The sequence below is a fragment of the Variovorax sp. MPBD4-3 genome, from assembly GCF_058809745.1.
On the sequence record NZ_JBXASW010000012.1, the window covers coordinates 76,415 to 92,219 of the forward strand.

The window sequence follows — 15,805 nt, forward strand, 5'->3', positions numbered from 1 at the left end:
GGCACGGGTTATTCGGCGGTGGAGGAAGCAGACGCGGCGGCTTCGGCGCGTGCCAGCCGGCGGCCTTGCAGGCGGGCTTCGGCCATGTCGGCTTCGTGGCGGTCACGCAGCGTCTTGGCCAGCGTGAAGGCCGAGCTGATGAGGAACAGCCAGCTCACGCCCAGGAAGGCCTTGTAGGCGTCGTTGATCTCCATGCGCACGAGGCCCCAGCCGGTCAGGGCCATCGCGGTGAAGAAGCTGCCCCAGACGACCAGGCGCCACATGGGCACGTCGCGGCCTGCCGAGAGGCCGGCGGCGGCCTGCTCGCCGTCGCGGATGAACTTGGCCAGCATGAAGGCGGTGCTCAGGCAGAACACGTAGCCCATCACCATGAACGCCCGGTCCAGCGCCTGCCCCGGCAGCCAGCTCAGGCCGGTGGCGCACAGGAAGACGGCGATCGCGAACGAGGCCCAGGTCTGGAACTGCCAGGCCCGCGTGTCGCGCTGGATGGAAACGGTCGAGGATGAAAGGGGTTGCATGTGTGCCTCGCGGCGTAGTGAAGGTGAGCGAATGATGGTTCGCTCCCGCACCGCGGGGCTTGAATGCTTGCACCGGTGGCGGTTTGCAACGCCGCCGGTATCTCGGGGAGGTACTTTTAGGCGCCGAGCAGGCCGCCCACGCGCTGGCGCAGCGACTCGGGCTGAATCTCGGACGACGGCACGGCCGCGCCCACGTTCAGGCCCACGCGGCTGAAGAAACCGCGGCGGAAGGGCTTGGCCATGGCCACGCGCTCGCCGCCGCGCAGCTCGATGCGGCTGAAGTACGAGCCCCAGAGGTTGGTCAGCGCCATCGGGATCACCGGCGGCTCGATGCCTTCGGCGCGCGCGCTGTCGACGATCTTCATCACGCCGCCCTTGAAGGGCTGCAAGGTGCCGTCACGCGTGATCGCGCCCTCGGGGAAGATGGCGAGCAGGTCGCCTTCGCGCAGCACGCCCAGCGCGCTGGCGAAGGCGGCTTCGTAGGCGGCCGGGTCTTCCTTCTGCGGCGCGATGGGAATCGCCTTGGCCAGCTTGAACAGCCACCCCAGCACCGGCACCTTGAAGATGCGGTGGTCCATGATGAAGCGGATGGGCCGCGGGCTCGCCGCCATCAGCAGCACCGCGTCGATGAAGCTCACGTGGTTGCACACCAGCACGGCCGCGCCCTCGGTGGGAATGTGCTCGTCGCCCTTGATGTCGAAGCGGTAGACGAAGCGCGACAGCACCCAGGCCACGAAGCGCAGCATGTACTCGGGCACCAGCATGAAGATGTAGAACGCCACCACCGCGTTGGCGATGCCGGTGAACAGGAAGATCTGCGGAATGGTGAAGCCCGCGCCCAGCAGCGCGCCGGCGATGACCGAGCTGCCGATCATGAACAGCGCGTTGAGGATGTTGTTGGCCGCGATGATGCGCGCGCGGTGCGTGGGCTGGCTGCGCAGCTGGATCAGCGCGTACATCGGCACGCTGTACAGGCCCGCGAACAGCGACAGCAGCGCCAGGTCGGCCATCACGCGCCAGTGGGCGCCCTGGCGCACGAAGCTGCCGATGCCCATTTCGGCCACCTTGGGCAGCCCGCGCGAGGCGAAGTACAGGTCGATCGCGAACACGCTCATGCCGATGGCGCCCAGCGGCACCAGGCCGATCTCCACCTGCCGGCGGCTCAGCGTCTCGCACAGCAGCGAGCCCACGCCGATGCCCACCGAGAACACCACCAGCAGCAGCGAGGCCACCTGCTCGTCGCCGTGCAGCACTTCCTTGGCAAAGCTCGGGAACTGGCTCAGGAACACCGCGCCGAAGAACCACATCCACGAAATGCCCAGCAGCGAGCGGAACACCACGATGTTCTCGCGCGCAAGCTTGAGGTTGCGCCAGGTCTCGCTGACCGGGTTCCAGTTGATGACCAGCCCGGGGTCGGTGGCCGGCGTGCGCGGAATGGCCTGCGCCACGCCGCGCCCCACCAGCGCGAGCAGCACGCAGGCCACGGCCACCGTGAGGTGGCCGATCTGCGGCACCGCCACCAGCAGCCCGCCCGCCACCTGCCCCAGCAGGATGGCGACGAAGGTGCCCATCTCGACCATGCCGTTGCCGCCCGTGAGCTCGCGCGGGTCCAGCACCTGCGGCAGGTAGGCGAACTTGACCGGCCCGAACAGCGTGGAGTGAAGCCCCATGAGGAACACGCAGCCCAGCAGCACCACGGCGTTGGCCGTGACGAAGCCCCAGGCGGCGATCAGCATGATCGCGATCTCGAGGTTCTTGACGAAGCGGATCATCTTCGTCTTGTCGAACTTGTCGGTCAGCTGGCCCGAGGTGGCCGAGAACAGCAGGAACGGCAGGATGAACAGCGCGCCGATCACCAGGCCCGCCATGGCCGGCGGCATCCAGCTGAGCTGGAGCTGGTAGGTCACCATGACGGTGAAGGCGAACTTGAAGAGGTTGTCGTTCGCGGCGCCCGCGAACTGGGTCCAGAAGAAAGGCGCGAAGCGCCGCTGCCCGAGAAGGGCGAACTGGTTGGCGTGCGCGTTGGCCTCGTGGGGCGCGGACGTCGCGGGGGCTGCAGCAGCGGCGGGGGTGGTCATGCGAAGGATTTCCTCAGGCCGCTACGGCGGCTGCGCCCGGATTGTGCCGCAGCGCGGCTTGCCAGCGCATCTCGAGTTTGCGCAGCGCCAGCACCACCGGCAGTCCCGCGAGCGACGCCGTCAGGTGCTTGAGCGTGTGGCCCGAAACCGCGTGCTGCGTGAACTCGTAGATCGAGTGGTCGGCCATCTCGAAGGCCTTGGCCACCACGTAGAAGAAGATCACCCAGCCCAGCTTGAGGCCGACCGAATTGCGCATCGGGGTGGACAGCGCCAGCGTCAGCACCAGCGCCATGCCGCCGAACTGCACCAGCGCCCAGGGCATGACGTTGCCGGTCTCCTGGAACACCTCCGCCGAGAGCAGGCCGGCCGTGAGCACGAACCACGCGGCGGGCCAGCCGGCGCGCTGGCTCACCCGCTCGCAGACCGCCACGCCGATCAGCCCCGCGAACGCCACCGCCATGCCGGCGCGGTCGGCCGCGAGGCGCGGGGCGTCGGGCACGAGGTGGAAGAAGGCGGAGCCCGCGGCGGTGGCGATCAGGCCCGCGAAGAAGAGCCAGGCGCAGTCGAGCGTGTTGTCCGGCGGGTCGCTGGCGGGCGGGGCCAGCGGGAACCGCGACAGCGCTTCCTGGTGCGAGCGGTCGATGCGGTTGAGCCGGTACAGGCCCCACAGGCCGATCACCACGAAAGGGATGTTGCTCAGCACGTCCATGGCGTTCGGCAGGCCGTGCCAGGCGCGGTCGTCGGCGAACACGGTGGCGATGGCGACGTCGGCCGCCGGCAGCGCCGGGCCGAAGACGGCGATCGCCGTGAGCAGGACCAGGGTGAAAAGCAACCCGCGTTCGCGGCGGCTGAGAGAGGGCAGAGGCATGGCGTTTCTCGGTGGTGGTCGGTACGTGCCGCGGAATTTAGGGGCCGGCCCCCTCCACGGGCATCGAGAATCGATACGAGGTACTAATTCACACCCAGCGGTATCTCCAATTGATACTTGCCTGTGCCCGTGTACGCTCGAACGATGAGCACCACCGTCGACCTCGTCCAAGCCCTCAAGAACGAACTCAAAAGTGCGCGCATGACCTACGCCGACTTGGCGCGGTCGCTCGACATGGCCGAATCCAGCGTCAAGCGGATGCTGGCCAAGAGCGACATGCCGCTGTCGCGCGTCGACGCCATCTGCCGCGCGCTGAAGATCGATTTCGCCGAACTCGCCCGCCGCGTGGCCGACGCCCAGCCGCTGCTGAAGGAGTTGACGCACGAGCAGGAAAAGGCCGTGGTCAAGGACAAGAAGCTGCTGCTGGTGGCCATCAGCGTGCTGAGCCAGTGGACGCTGGAGCAGATCGTGGCGGCCTACCGCATCAGCGAGGCCGAGTGCATCGGCTGCCTGGCGCAGCTGGACCGCATCGGCATCATCGAGCTGCGGCCGCTGAACCGGTATCGCCTGAAGCTGGCCAAGACCTTCCGCTGGCGCCCGCACGGCCCGGTGATGGAGTTCTTTCGCGAGAACGTGGTGCTCGACTACTACCGCGGCGGCTTCGACGGCCCGGCCGAGGGGCTGCTGCTGGTGCACGGCTCCATCAGCCGCTCGCTGGCGCCGGCCTTCCTGGAGCGCCTGCAGCGCGTGGCGCAGGACTTCGCGCAGCAGCACCAGACCGACCAGAAGCTGTCGGCCAAGGACCGCGAGGGCTACACCCTGCTGCTGGGCATGCGCAACTGGGAGTTCGAGCTCTTCACCCGCCTGCGCCGGAACTGACGGGGCTCAGGGCTTGGCGGCTTCCAGCGCGTCGCGCGTGGTGCGCGCGGCGTTCTTCGCAGCTTCGGCGAAGTCTTCGCCCGACGAGGCGTAGCAGATGGCCCGCGACGAGTTCACGATGATCGGCGCATCGGCACGCCAGCCGGCGCGCACGGTGGCGACGGCGTCGCCGCCCTGGGCGCCGACGCCCGGAATCAGCAGCGGCACGGTCGGCGCGAGTTCGCGCACGCGCTCGATTTCCGCCGGGTAGGTCGCGCCCACCACCAGCCCGAGCTGGCCGTTGAGGTTCCACGGGCCCTGCGCCAGCCTGGCGACGTGCTCGTACAGGAAAGGCTGGCCCTCGACGTCGGCCAGGCGCTGGCCCTGCAGGTCGGAGCCGCCGGGGTTGCTGGTGCGGCACAGCAGGAAGGCGCCCTTGCCCTCGTGCTTGAGGTAGGGCGCCACCGAATCGAAGCCCATGAAGGGCGACAGCGTGACCGCGTCGGCGCCGTAGCGCTCGAAGGCTTCCAGCGCGTACTGCTCGGCGGTGGAGCCGATGTCGCCGCGCTTGGCGTCCAGGATCACGGGCACGTCGGGCGCGTTGCGGCGCATGTGCTCCATGAGCTGCTCGAGCTGCGCTTCGGCGCGGTGGGCCGCGAAATAGGCGATCTGCGGTTTGAAGGCGATGACCAGGTCGGCCGTCGCGTCGACGATGCGCGCGCAGAAATCGAAGATGCGGCTGGCGTCGCCCTTGAATTGCCCCGGGAATTTGGCCGGCTCGGGATCGAGCCCCACGCAGAGCAACGAACCGTTTTTTTGCTGTGCGGCGGCCAGCTTGTCGAGGAAAGTCATGGGCCGGGATTTTAGGCGGGCGTGTGCTGCTCGGCCGCCAGGCAGAGGTCGGCCCAGGCGCGGGCCTTGTCGGCCGGGTTGCGCAGCAGGTAGGCCGGGTGATAGGTGGCCACGACGACCGCCGCGCCCGGCTCCCCGTTCGTCGCCAGCGGCACCGCGCGGCCGCGCAGCTTGCCCAGCGGGTCGCCGCTCTGCATCAGGGTCTGCGCGGCCAGCGGCCCCATCGCCAGCACGACGCGGGGCGCGAGCGCGGCGGCGTGCTCGCCGAAGGCCTCGGCCATGGGGCGCGGACTGCCGGGCTGGCCGGCGGCCACGCCGCGGTGGGTGCGCATGAGGTGCACAGGCGTCTTGCCGTCGTGCAGCTTCAGGGCGCGCAGCATGTTGTCGAGCAGGCGGCCGGCGTCGCCCGCGAAGGGCTCGCCGTGGCGGCCGTCGGCCTCGGGCGGCATGTCGGCGACGACCAGCCAGCCGCCTTGCGTCGCGGCCATGTCGTGTGGCGTGCCGGCATCGGCATAGAGGCGGCAGGGCGCCTCGAGCAGCACCGCGGCGCCCATCGACGCCGGGGCGGCGGGGGCGGGGCGCGCAGCCGGCGAGGGTGCCGCCACTGGGCGAGCGGCCGGCGCGCGCGGCGGGCGCGGCGCGGAGACGGGCATTTCCGCCTCCATGCGCTCCTCGGCGCTCGGGATGTATTCCTCGTCGTCGGGCGGTCCGGCTTCGGGCGCGGTTTGCACCGGTACCGGTTCGGGCTCGGCTTCCGCCACCTGGGGCACGGGCCACCAGACCTTCACGCCCATTTCGTCGAGCATCGCGCGCTGGCGCGCGTCGAGCTTCAATGTCTGCACCGCGCTCATCGCAAGGCTCCCCAGGCGGTGCCTGTTTCGTTCAATCGCAGGCTCATGACGACGGCGTCCTCGCGCTTGCCGTCATGGGCCGGGTAGTAGCCCTTGCGCACGCCCACGCTGCGGAAACCCTGCCGCACGTAGATGTCGAGCGCGCGCTGGTTGCTCTGGCGCACTTCGAGCCACAGCCACTGCGCGCCCTGGCCGCGCGACCAGCCGCCCAGCGCCTCCAGCATGAGCGGCGCCCAGCCCTGGCGCTGGAAGGCCGGGGCCACGGTGATGTTCAGCAGGTGCACCTCGTCGACGCCCTTCATGGCCACGAAATAGCCGATGAGCGTTTCGCCCAGGCTGGTGACGGGCGAGGCGACTCCTTGCGCCACGCCGGGCGCCAGCAGGCACTGGCAGTGGTAGCCCACGGCCATGGAGTCGGTGAAGTTGGCGCGCGTCCAGGGGTGGCTGTAGGCCGTCTGCTCCACCGCGCAGACAGCGTCGATCCGCTCGATGGTGAGCGGTTCGAGGCGGGCTTCGACGGGCTGGAGGACGGCGCTCATGCGTGGCTGGAAGGGGCTGCTGCTGCCGCCGATGCCGCGGCCGCCTTGATGGCGGCGCGTTCTTCGGTGGTCTGCGCCACTTTATCGCGAACATAGAGCGGCCAGGCCTGTGCCGCGGGCACGGTGCGGCCGGCCGCGAGCAGCGCGGGCGCGAGCCGCAGCATGGCGGTGGCGCTCGGCAGGGCCTCGTGGCGGGCGGCGGCCGGCGCAAGGCGCGGGCCGTAGGCGGCGAAGGCGTTGCCGGCCAGCGCATGGCCAGCGGGCACTTCGAGGGCCTCGGGCGACAGCAGCAGGAGCTCGTCCTCGCCGGCCAGGCCACCCAGGGGGCCGGCGGCGAAGTCGTAGCGTGCGGCGTAGACCTGGTCCATGCGGGCGTCGAGCACCGCCACCACCTGCCGCGCGCCGAAGGCATGGCGCGCTTCCTCGGCCACGGCCAGCAGGGTGTCGACCGGCAGCAGCGGCACGCCGGCACCGAAGGCCAGCCCCTGCGCCACCGAGCAGGCGGTGCGCAAGCCGGTGAACGAGCCGGGGCCGCGGCCGAAGACGATGGCATCCAGGTCGGCCAGCGCCAGCCCGGCCTCGCCCAGCAGTTGCTGGATCAGCGGCAGCAGCGTGGTCGAGGCCTGCGCGCCGCCCACGCCGTTGTGGGCCAGCAGCCGCTCGCCGTGCAGCACCGCGACCGACAGGTGCTCGGTGCTCGTGTCGAAGGCCAGCAATCTAGGCATTGGCGGGACACCCCGGGGCCGCGCCCGCGGCGGGCGGGCGGAGAAGGAAACGGGGCGAAAGAGGCATGCCCCGATTATCGAGGGGCGGCCAATCCCGGTCGCCGCCCTGCGATATCAGGCCTTTTCGCTCAGCAGCACGGCCAGCCCGGCCTTGCGCAACGGCGCCAGCGCCTTGGCGGGCGCATCCGGCGACACCAGCAGCGTGGCGGCCGAGGCGACCGGGTTGACCACCCAGGCCGAGGCCGCGCCCAGCTTCTCGGACGAGGCCAGCACCACCGTCTCGGCCGACGCGGCCATCAGGGCGCGCTTGATCTCGGCTTCCTCGAGGTCGCCGGTGGTCAGGCCGGCCTCGGCGTGCACGCCGGTGACGCCCATGAAATACGTGTCGGCGTGGATGCGAGAAATGGCCGCCATCGCCGCCGAGCCCACGGCCACCACCGAGTGCTTGAAGAGGCGCCCGCCGATCAGCACAACCTCGATGCCGGCATGCGACACCAGCTCGACCGCCACCGACGGGCTGTGCGTGACCACCGTGGCCTGCAGCGTGAGCGGCAGGTGGCGCGCGAGCTGCACGGCGGTGGTGCCGCCGTCGATGAACACCACCTGCCCCGGCTTCACCAGCCGCGCGGCGGCGCGGCCGATGGCGACCTTCTCGCCGGAGGCCAGCTGCTGGCGACCCGCGAAATCGGCCTCGGCCGGCGCCAGCGGCAAGGCACCGCCGTGCACGCGCTGCAGCAGGCCCTCGGCGGCCATCTCGCGCAGGTCGCGGCGCAGCGTGTCTTCCGACAGGCCGAGTTCTTCGCTGAGCGCCTTGGCGACGACGTTGCCGTCGCGCCGCAGGACCGAAAGGATGTGTTGCTTGCGCTGGCTGGTGAGCATCGGGCGATGGTATCGGGCTTGCACGCTTTCTGCATGAATTTTCTTGTTATTGCACGAAGATGCACATATGCTCGCCGCCCATGACACTCCAAGACCGCGTCCGGGTGCACGAAGTCACCCTGCTTTCCGACAACTGGTACACGCTGCGCACCACCGCCTTCGACTGGCAGCGCAACGACGGCCGGTGGCAGCGCATGCACCGCGAGACCTACGATCGCGGCAACGGCGCCACGCTGCTGCCGTACAACCTCGCGCGGCGCACGGTGCTGCTGGTGCGGCAGTTCCGCTACCCGGCCTTCGTCAACGGCCATGACGACCTGCTGATCGAGGCGGCCGCCGGCCTGCTCGACGACGCGGCGCCCGAAGAGCGCATCCGCGCCGAGGTCGAGGAAGAACTCGGTTACCGGCTCGGCGAGGTGCGCAAGATCTTCGAGAGCTTCATGAGCCCCGGCTCGGTGACCGAGAAGCTGCACTTCTTCGTCGCGCCCTACGAGGCCTCGATGCGCGTCGGCGCGGGCGGCGGGCTGGCCGAGGAAGGCGAGGACATCGAGGTGCTGGAGCTGGACATCGACCAGGCGTTGGCCATGGTGGCCGACGGTCGCATCGCCGACGCCAAGACCGTGATGCTGCTGTACCACGCGAAGCTGCATCTTTTCGCGCCGGGATAATGGGCGCATGCCTCTTGCCTCCCGCCGCGCCGCTCGCGCACTGACCCTCGTCGCGATGCTGGCCCCGGCCGGCGCCGCCCTCGCCCAGCAAGCCTTCCCGACCCAGGTCGACGCCGCCCTCGCCCGCGCCAAGGTGCCGCGCGACGCGGTGACGATGCTGGTGGCCGACGCCGACGGCTCCCGCCCGCCGCGCCTGGCCTGGCGCACGCAGGTGCCGGTGAACCCGGCGTCGATCATGAAGCTGGTGACGACCTACGCCGCGCTCGACCTGCTCGGGCCGGCCTACAACTGGACCACCCCGGTCTACACCGACGGCACGGTGAGCAACGGCGTGCTCAACGGCAACCTCTATATCAAGGGCCAGGGCGACCCGAAGCTGGTGCTCGAGCGCATGTGGCTGCTGCTGCGCCACGTGCAGGGGCTGGGCATCACCACGGTGAGCGGCGACATCGTCATCGACCGCAGCGCCTTCGAGAACACGGTCGAGGGCGACCCGGCCGCCTTCGACGGCGAGCCGCTGCGCCCGTACAACGCCTCTCCGGACGCGCTGCTGGTCAACTTCAAGTCGGTCAACATGAGCTTCGCGCCCGACCGCGCGGGGCAGTTCGCCCGCGTGAACTACGAGCCCCCGCTGGCCAGCGTGGCCATGCCGGCCACGGTGCCGCTGGTGCCCGGCGAATGCGGCGACTGGCGCACCGCGCTGCGCGCCGACTTCACCGACGTGAACCGCATCCGCTTCAACGGCGGCTTTCCCGCCGGCTGCGGCGAGAAGAGCTGGGCCGTGGCGTACGCCGACCCGCGCACCTACAGCCTGCGCGCCATCGGCGGCATGTGGGCCGAGATGGGCGGGCGCGTGGGCGGGCAGATGCGCGAGGGGCGCGTGCCGGCGGGGCTGAAGCCGGCCTTCGAGTTCGAGTCGCCGCCGCTGGCCGAGGTGGTGCGCGACATCAACAAGTACAGCAACAACGTGATGGCGCAGCAGCTGTTCCTCACGATCGGGCTCACGCAGAAGAACCGCGGCACCTTCGAGGCCTCGCGCACCGCGCTGGGCCAGTGGTGGCGCGACCGCATCGGCACGGGCGAGGCGCAGCCGGTGTTCGAGAACGGCTCGGGCCTGTCGCGCGACGAGCGCATCAGCGCCGCCGCGCTCGGCAAGATGCTGCAGGTGGCGTGGCGCTCGCCGGTGATGCCGGAGCTGGTCTCCTCGCTGCCGGCCATGGGCGTGGACGGCACGCTGAAGAAGCGCACGCTGCGCTCGGGCGGCTCGGCCCACCTGAAGACCGGCACGCTGCGCGACGCCTCGGGCGTGGCCGGCTTCGTGGACGGCGCGAGCGGCCGGCGCTACGTGCTGGTGGCCATCGCCAATGCCGAGAACGCGGCGGCCGCGCGCGCCGCGTTCGACGCGCTGGTCGACTGGGCCTCGCAGGACTGACCTGCGGCCCCAGCGGCCGGGCTGCTACAGCGGTGTACTGAAAAAATCTACCGGGGTGCGCCGCTTGCGCGCAGCCCGGCCCCTGCGCAAAATCGCTGCGGGTCATGCGAACGACCGTTCGTTTCGGCCTTCCGGCACGACAACAAACATTCACGCAGGAGACATTCCCGATGAAAAGACCGTTGCACATTCCCGCATCCGCGTTCGCGCTGGCGGGCGTCGCGTTGCTGTTGACCGCCTGCGGCGGTGGTGGTGGAGGCGGCGGAGGCATCGGCTTCGGCGGGCTGCCGATCGGCGGCGGTGGCGGCGGCGACACCGGGCGCGGCTCGGTTGTCTCGGGGCCGCCCGCGCAGACGGCCAACCTCACCGCCTCCCAGTTCAATGCCAGCCTGCAGGCCAGCGACCAGGGCAAGGCGCTGCTGCAGGTGGCCGGCGCGCCCAAATGCGGCATCGACCTGCGCTACCTCGAGTACCGCACCATCGGCGGCAAGAACGAAGCCACCAACGCCACCGCCGCCATCATGGTGCCCACGGGCAGCGACGCGGCCTGCAGCGGCGCGCGGCCGGTGGTGCTGTATGCGCACGGCACCACGCCGGCACGCAACTACAACCTGGCGAAATGGACCGACACCACCCAGCCGGCCGCCGGCGAGGGCCTGCTGGTCGCGGCCATGTTCGCGGCGCAGGGCTACATCGTGGTGGCGCCCAACTACGCCGGCTACGACAAGTCGACCCTGCCCTACCACCCGTATCTCAACGGCGACCAGCAGGGCAAGGACATGGTCGATGCGCTCACGGCGGCGCGCAAGACCTTCGGCGACATCGGCGCCACGGATGCGGGGTCGCTGTTCATCACCGGCTATTCGCAGGGTGGCTACGTCGCGATGGCGGCGCACCGCGAGATGCAGGCCACCGGCAAGACGGTGACGGCGGCGGCGCCGCTGTCGGCGCCCTCGGCCATCAGCCTGCTGACCGACTACACCTTCCAAGGCTGGCCGGCGCTGGGCGCCACGCTGTTCGTGCCGCTGCTGTCGACCAGCTGGCAGCAGCAGTTCGGCAACGTCTACAACGCCACCACCGACGTCTACGAGAACCAGTACGCCAGCGGCATCGACACCCTGCTGCCGAGCAACACGCCCATCGCCACGCTGTTCCAGACCGGCAAGCTGCCGCAGCTGGCGCTGTTCCCGGCCGACGCGGTGCCGGGTCCGCTGAATCCGCAGCTGTCGGTCTTCTACGGCGCCAACAACCTGATCCGCCAGAGCTACCTGACGCAGGCGGCGAGCGACATCCAGTCGAATCCCTGCGCCGGCAACGCGCTGCCGACCACGGCGGCCTCGGTGGGCACGGCCACGCCGCTGGACTGCAAGCCGACCACGGGCTTTCGCAGGGCGGCGGTGGCGAACGACCTGCGCAACTGGGTGCCGGCCAAGCCGGTGCTGATGTGCGGCGGCGCCAACGACCCGACGGTGAACTTCGCCAGCACGCGCGCCACCGCGGGCTACTTCCGCGCCAAGGGCATGCCCGCTGCTGCGCTGACGGTGGTCGACCTGGAGGATTCGGGCGCCAACGACGCTTATTCAGCCGCCCGCGCCGGCTTCGCACAGGCCAAGAGCCTGCTGGCGCAGAACACGCCGGGCAGCGCGACCGACAAGGCCACGGCCGTCACCCAGGCGTACCACGGCACGCTGGCGCCGCCGTTCTGCCTGGCGTCGGCCCGAGGCTTCTTCCAGGGCGTGCTCGCCGCCGGAGGCTGACCGGACGGGGGATCAGGCGGCCGCTGCGCGCTGCAGGCGGTCTTTGACGCCTTCCCACTCGGGCGTGTCGGGCGGGGTCTCGACCCAGATCAGCTTGACGCCCTCGGTGTCGAACGCGCGCAGCACGGCGAACAGCTGCTGCGCGCTGGCCGCTGCGTCGTCGGGCATGCGCCGCAGCAGCACGCGCTGCGAACGGCTGCGCATCACGGCGCGCGACCACACGGCGATGTGCGCGGCGTTGGCGCCCAGCACGTCGAGCCCGGTCTGGATGGCCTTGGCGTCCATCAGGCGCACCTTGGCGTCGGGCGCGTAGTGCGCCTCCAGCGTGCCCGAGGCGCGCGGGTCGGGTGTTTCGAGCACTTCGCGGTCGGCCAGCTTCTCGCCGCAGGCCGCCTCGATCTGCGCGCGGGTGATGAGGCCGGGGCGCAGCAGCACGGGCGCGCCGCGGCTGCAGTCGACGATGGTCGACTCGATGCCGACCTCGCAGGCCCCGCCGTCGACCACCGGCAGCGCGTCGCCGAATTCGTCTTGCACATGCTGCGCCGTGGTCGGGCTGACGCGGCCGAAGCGGTTCGCGCTGGGGCCCGCGAGCCCCGGCACGCCCTGCTCGGCGCAGGCCTGCAGCAGCGCCTGCGCCACCGGGTGCGAGGGGCAGCGCAGGCCGATGGTGTCCTGCCCGCCGGCCGCCGCCGCGCCCACGCCGGGCTGGCGCGTGACGATCAGCGTGAGCGGGCCGGGCCAGAAGGCCTGCACCAGCTTCTGCGCGAAAGCCGGCAGCGGCTGGGCGAAGCGCGACAGCGATTCGGTGCCCTTGACGCCGGCCGCCACGTGCACGATCAGCGGATGGTCGGCGGGCCGCCCCTTGGCCTTGAAGATGCCGGCCACGGCGGTGTCGCTGCTCGCGTCGGCGCCCAGGCCGTAGACGGTCTCGGTCGGGAAGGCGACCAGCCCGCCCGCGCGCAGCACGCGCACGGCTTCGGCGATGGCGTCCGGGGAGCGGCCGTCGAGGATCATGCGAGATCGGTGGAGGTCACCGCCGGCAGGCCCAGCAGCAGCGCCGCCTGCGAGGCCGTGGCGCGCACCGCTTCAAGGGTGGCGCCGGTGAGCGTGAGGTGGCCCATCTTGCGGCCGCGTCGCGGTTCCATCTTGCCGTAGAGGTGCAGGTGCACGCCCGGCAGGGCCAGCACTTCGCTCCAGCGCGGGGAGACCGGCTTGTCGGCATCGGCCGGGAACCACAGGTCGCCCAGCAGGTTGAGCATGATGGCCGGGCTGTGCTGGCGCGGCGCGGCCAGCTGCAGGCCGGCGAGCGTGCGCACCTGCAGCTCGAACTGCGACACGTCGCAGGCTTCCATCGTGTAGTGGCCGCTGTTGTGCGGGCGCGGCGCCATTTCGTTCACCACCAGCGAGCCGTCGGCCAGCGCGAAGAACTCGACGCACAGCACGCCTACGTAGCCCAGCCCGTTGGCGATGCTCTTGGCCGAATTGATGGCGCCCTGCGCCACCGTCTTGGGCATGTTCTGCGGATGCACCTCTGTGACGGCCAGGATGCCGTCGCGGTGCAGGTTGCGCTGCGGCGGAAAGTGCACGATCTGCCCGTCGCGGCCGCGCGCGAGGATCACCGAGCACTCGAATTCGAGCGGCAGCATCTTCTCGAGCACGCAGGGCACGCAGCCCGTGGCCTGCCAGGCGTCTACCAGCTCGGCGCGCGTCTTCACGCGCTGCTGGCCCTTGCCGTCGTAGCCCAGGCGCGCGGTCTTCAGGATGCCGGGCAGCAGGCTGTCGTCCACCGCGGCCAGCTGGGCCGCCGTCTCGATGGCCGCATAGGGCGCGCAGGGCACGCCGCAGCGGGTGAAGTGCGCCTTCTCGGCGATGCGGTCCTGCGCGATGGCGATGGCCGGGGCGCCCGGCGACACCGGCCGCGCCACGGCCAGGTGCTCCAGCGAGGGCGCGGGCACGTTCTCGAACTCGGTCGTCACCGCGTCGGCCAGCCCGGCCAGGCGGGCGAGGCCGTCGACGTCGTCGTAGTCGGTGTGGATGTGGTGGTGGCTCACGCGGCCGGCGGGGCTGTCGGTGTCGGGGTCGAGCACCGCCGTGAAGTAGCCCATGCGCTGGGCAGCGTGGACGAACATGCGCCCCAGCTGTCCGCCGCCGAGCACGCCGAGCGTGGCGCCCGGAAGAATGGGCAGGTCAGCGTCGCTCACAGGGCACCTCCGCCCTGGGGCGAGAAGGGGGACACGGGGGGTGCTTCGCCAGCGGGCGCCGGCGGCAGCGTCATGGCTTCGGCGGCGGCGGTCTGGGCCGTGCGGAAGGCGTCGAGCTTCGCGCGCAGCGCCGGGTCGTTCACCGCCAGCATCGACACCGCGAACAGCGCCGCGTTGGCCGCGCCGGCGTTGCCGATGGCAAAGGTGGCCACGGGCACGCCCTTGGGCATCTGCACGATGCTGTAGAGCGAATCGACGCCCTGCAGGTGGCGGCTGGCCACCGGCACGCCGAGCACCGGCACCGTGGTCTTGGACGCCAGCATGCCCGGCAGGTGGGCCGCCCCGCCCGCCCCGGCGATGATCGCGGCGAGCCCGCGCCCGGCGGCGCTTTCGGCATACGCGAAGAGCGCATCGGGCATGCGGTGGGCCGAGACCACCTTTGCCTCGTGGCTGATTCCGAATTGCTGGAGAATCTCGACCGCGTTGCGCATCGTCTCCCAATCGGAGCTCGAGCCCATCACTACACCGACCTGAATGGTTTCGTTCATGGTTTCAATTTTACGTTTCACCCTCAGTTGGTTCCGATGATCGACATCACTCTCGAAAATTTCCAGGCCGAACTGATCGAAGGCTCGGTCGCCACGCCGGTGCTGCTGGACATCTGGGCCGAATGGTGCGGCCCCTGCAAACAGCTCGGCCCGGTGCTCGAAAAGCTCGAAGTCGAGTACGGCGGCCGCTTCACGCTGGCCAAGCTCGACGCCGACAAGGTGCCGCAGATCTCCTCCCAGCTGTCGGAGATGTTCGGCGTGCGCAGCATCCCGTTCTGCGTGATGTTCAAGGACGGCCAGCCCGTGGACGGCTTCGTCGGCGCCATTCCGGCCGAGAAGATCCGCGAATTCCTCGACAAGCACGTGCCCGGCGCCGACGAAGCCGAGGCTGCCTCGGAAGAAGCCGCCGCGCAGGAAGCGCTGGCCGGCGGCGACACCCAGGGCGCGCTCGAGAAGCTGCAGCACGCGGTGGCCACCGACCCCGCCAACGACGACGCCCGTTTCGACTACGTCAAGCTGCTGCTGCAGGAAGGCCGCCACGACGACGCCAAGGTCGCGTTCGCCCCGGTGATCGCCAAGACCACGCTGGTGCGCCGCTTCGACGCGCTGCAGCGCTGGATGGATGCTATCGATTTCGCAGCGCCGCCCACCGGTGCCGCGCCAGCCGTCGCCGATTTCGACGCGAAGATCGCGGCCAACAAGCGCGACTTCGACGCCCGCTTCGGCCGCGCCCGCCTGCTGATGGCCGCCCAGCGCTGGACCGACGCGATGGACGAGCTGCTCGACATCCTGATGCGCGACAAGACCTGGAGCGAAGACCTCGCGCGCAAGACCTACATCGCGATCCTCGACCTGATCGAGCCGCCGAAGGTCAAGGTGGCCGACGGCCAGATCCCGCCGGACGATCCGGTGGTGGCCACCTACCGCCGCCGCCTCAGCAGCGTGGTGCTGAGCTGATCCTCCAAAGCGGCCTCCGGGTCGCTTTTTTCATGGCCCGGCCGCACGCGGGGACGGCATTGGCGCGGCCGGCG

The 15,805-nt window shown here is 70.6% G+C and carries 16 protein-coding genes; 5 read left to right on the top strand and 11 right to left on the bottom strand.

All coding sequences use genetic code 11. From position 1 onward, the window contains the following. Positions 1 to 8: 8 nt before the first annotated feature. The 3 genes from AC1RVW_RS10070 to AC1RVW_RS10080 form a co-directional block, all read right to left on the bottom strand. Positions 9 to 518 (bottom strand): YiaA/YiaB family inner membrane protein, encoded by a 510-nt coding sequence (locus AC1RVW_RS10070; RefSeq protein WP_285413989.1) that lies wholly within the window; start codon positions 516 to 518, stop codon positions 9 to 11. Positions 519 to 634: 116 nt separating this feature from the next. Beyond that, positions 635 to 2,596, bottom strand: coding sequence for an MFS transporter (locus AC1RVW_RS10075; protein WP_493199625.1), 1,962 nt, complete (start codon positions 2,594 to 2,596; stop codon positions 635 to 637). Between the two features lie 13 nt (positions 2,597 to 2,609). After that, the gene (locus AC1RVW_RS10080) at positions 2,610 to 3,464 is read right to left on the bottom strand and encodes a hypothetical protein (RefSeq protein WP_081267403.1); all 855 of its coding nucleotides are present in this window, start codon (positions 3,462 to 3,464) and stop codon (positions 2,610 to 2,612) included. A gap of 144 nt (positions 3,465 to 3,608) precedes the next feature. Between AC1RVW_RS10080 and AC1RVW_RS10085 the strand changes: the two genes are divergently transcribed. Next, positions 3,609 to 4,343, top strand: a complete 735-nt coding sequence (locus tag AC1RVW_RS10085; RefSeq protein WP_081267402.1) for a helix-turn-helix domain-containing protein — start codon at positions 3,609 to 3,611, stop codon at positions 4,341 to 4,343. 6 nt (positions 4,344 to 4,349) lie between these two features. Here the strand turns inward: AC1RVW_RS10085 and pyrF are convergent, their stop codons facing one another. The 5 genes from pyrF to AC1RVW_RS10110 form a co-directional block, all read right to left on the bottom strand. Further along, positions 4,350 to 5,174 carry an orotidine-5'-phosphate decarboxylase gene (gene pyrF, locus AC1RVW_RS10090; protein WP_454905587.1) on the bottom strand — a complete coding sequence of 275 codons (825 nt, stop codon included), beginning with the start codon at positions 5,172 to 5,174 and terminating at the stop codon, positions 4,350 to 4,352. Between the two features lie 11 nt (positions 5,175 to 5,185). Further along, the gene (locus AC1RVW_RS10095) at positions 5,186 to 6,025 is read right to left on the bottom strand and encodes a uracil-DNA glycosylase family protein (RefSeq protein WP_493199627.1); all 840 of its coding nucleotides are present in this window, start codon (positions 6,023 to 6,025) and stop codon (positions 5,186 to 5,188) included. Continuing rightward, positions 6,022 to 6,564 (bottom strand): ribosomal protein S18-alanine N-acetyltransferase, encoded by a 543-nt coding sequence (gene rimI / locus AC1RVW_RS10100; RefSeq protein WP_493199629.1) that lies wholly within the window; start codon positions 6,562 to 6,564, stop codon positions 6,022 to 6,024. Before rimI ends, AC1RVW_RS10095 begins: the two co-directional genes overlap by 4 nt. After that, the gene (gene tsaB, locus AC1RVW_RS10105; RefSeq protein WP_106936463.1) at positions 6,561 to 7,289 is read right to left on the bottom strand and encodes a tRNA (adenosine(37)-N6)-threonylcarbamoyltransferase complex dimerization subunit type 1 TsaB; all 729 of its coding nucleotides are present in this window, start codon (positions 7,287 to 7,289) and stop codon (positions 6,561 to 6,563) included. Before tsaB ends, rimI begins: the two co-directional genes overlap by 4 nt. A 114-nt stretch (positions 7,290 to 7,403) precedes the next feature. Further along, positions 7,404 to 8,168 (bottom strand): DeoR/GlpR family DNA-binding transcription regulator, encoded by a 765-nt coding sequence (locus tag AC1RVW_RS10110; protein ID WP_409194474.1) that lies wholly within the window; start codon positions 8,166 to 8,168, stop codon positions 7,404 to 7,406. Positions 8,169 to 8,248: 80 nt separating this feature from the next. On the opposite strand from AC1RVW_RS10110, the gene AC1RVW_RS10115 reads away from it, so the two are divergent. The 3 genes from AC1RVW_RS10115 (at position 8,249) to AC1RVW_RS10125 (ending at position 12,025) form a co-directional block, all read left to right on the top strand. After that, complete coding sequence (locus AC1RVW_RS10115) at positions 8,249 to 8,836, top strand: GDP-mannose pyrophosphatase (RefSeq protein ID WP_493199632.1); 588 nt, start codon at positions 8,249 to 8,251, stop codon at positions 8,834 to 8,836. A 7-nt stretch (positions 8,837 to 8,843) separates the two neighbouring features. Then, positions 8,844 to 10,268 (top strand): D-alanyl-D-alanine carboxypeptidase/D-alanyl-D-alanine endopeptidase, encoded by a 1,425-nt coding sequence (dacB, locus tag AC1RVW_RS10120; protein WP_081268812.1) that lies wholly within the window; start codon positions 8,844 to 8,846, stop codon positions 10,266 to 10,268. 170 nt (positions 10,269 to 10,438) lie between these two features. Continuing rightward, positions 10,439 to 12,025, top strand: coding sequence for an alpha/beta hydrolase family protein (locus AC1RVW_RS10125; RefSeq protein WP_205367682.1), 1,587 nt, complete (start codon positions 10,439 to 10,441; stop codon positions 12,023 to 12,025). 12 nt (positions 12,026 to 12,037) lie between these two features. On the opposite strand, the gene AC1RVW_RS10130 is transcribed toward AC1RVW_RS10125, so the two are convergent. From AC1RVW_RS10130 to purE, 3 genes are read right to left on the bottom strand one after another with little or no spacing between them, the layout of a single operon-like run. Continuing rightward, a complete protein-coding gene (locus tag AC1RVW_RS10130; RefSeq protein ID WP_081268810.1) occupies positions 12,038 to 13,039 on the bottom strand; it encodes an L-threonylcarbamoyladenylate synthase in 1,002 nt (333 codons plus the stop codon). Continuing rightward, complete coding sequence (locus tag AC1RVW_RS10135) at positions 13,036 to 14,226, bottom strand: 5-(carboxyamino)imidazole ribonucleotide synthase (protein WP_493199635.1); 1,191 nt, start codon at positions 14,224 to 14,226, stop codon at positions 13,036 to 13,038. The genes AC1RVW_RS10130 and AC1RVW_RS10135 overlap by 4 nt, the downstream gene beginning before the upstream one ends. Continuing rightward, on the bottom strand, positions 14,223 to 14,774 hold the full coding sequence (gene purE / locus AC1RVW_RS10140; protein WP_106936457.1) for a 5-(carboxyamino)imidazole ribonucleotide mutase: 552 nt from the start codon (positions 14,772 to 14,774) through the stop codon (positions 14,223 to 14,225). The genes AC1RVW_RS10135 and purE overlap by 4 nt, the downstream gene beginning before the upstream one ends. Positions 14,775 to 14,810: 36 nt before the next feature. Here purE and AC1RVW_RS10145 point away from each other — a divergent pair, with 36 nt between their 5' ends. Further along, positions 14,811 to 15,731: a tetratricopeptide repeat protein gene (locus AC1RVW_RS10145; protein ID WP_081268807.1), complete on the top strand. Its 921-nt coding sequence runs from the start codon at positions 14,811 to 14,813 to the stop codon at positions 15,729 to 15,731. Positions 15,732 to 15,805: the final 74 nt, after the last annotated feature.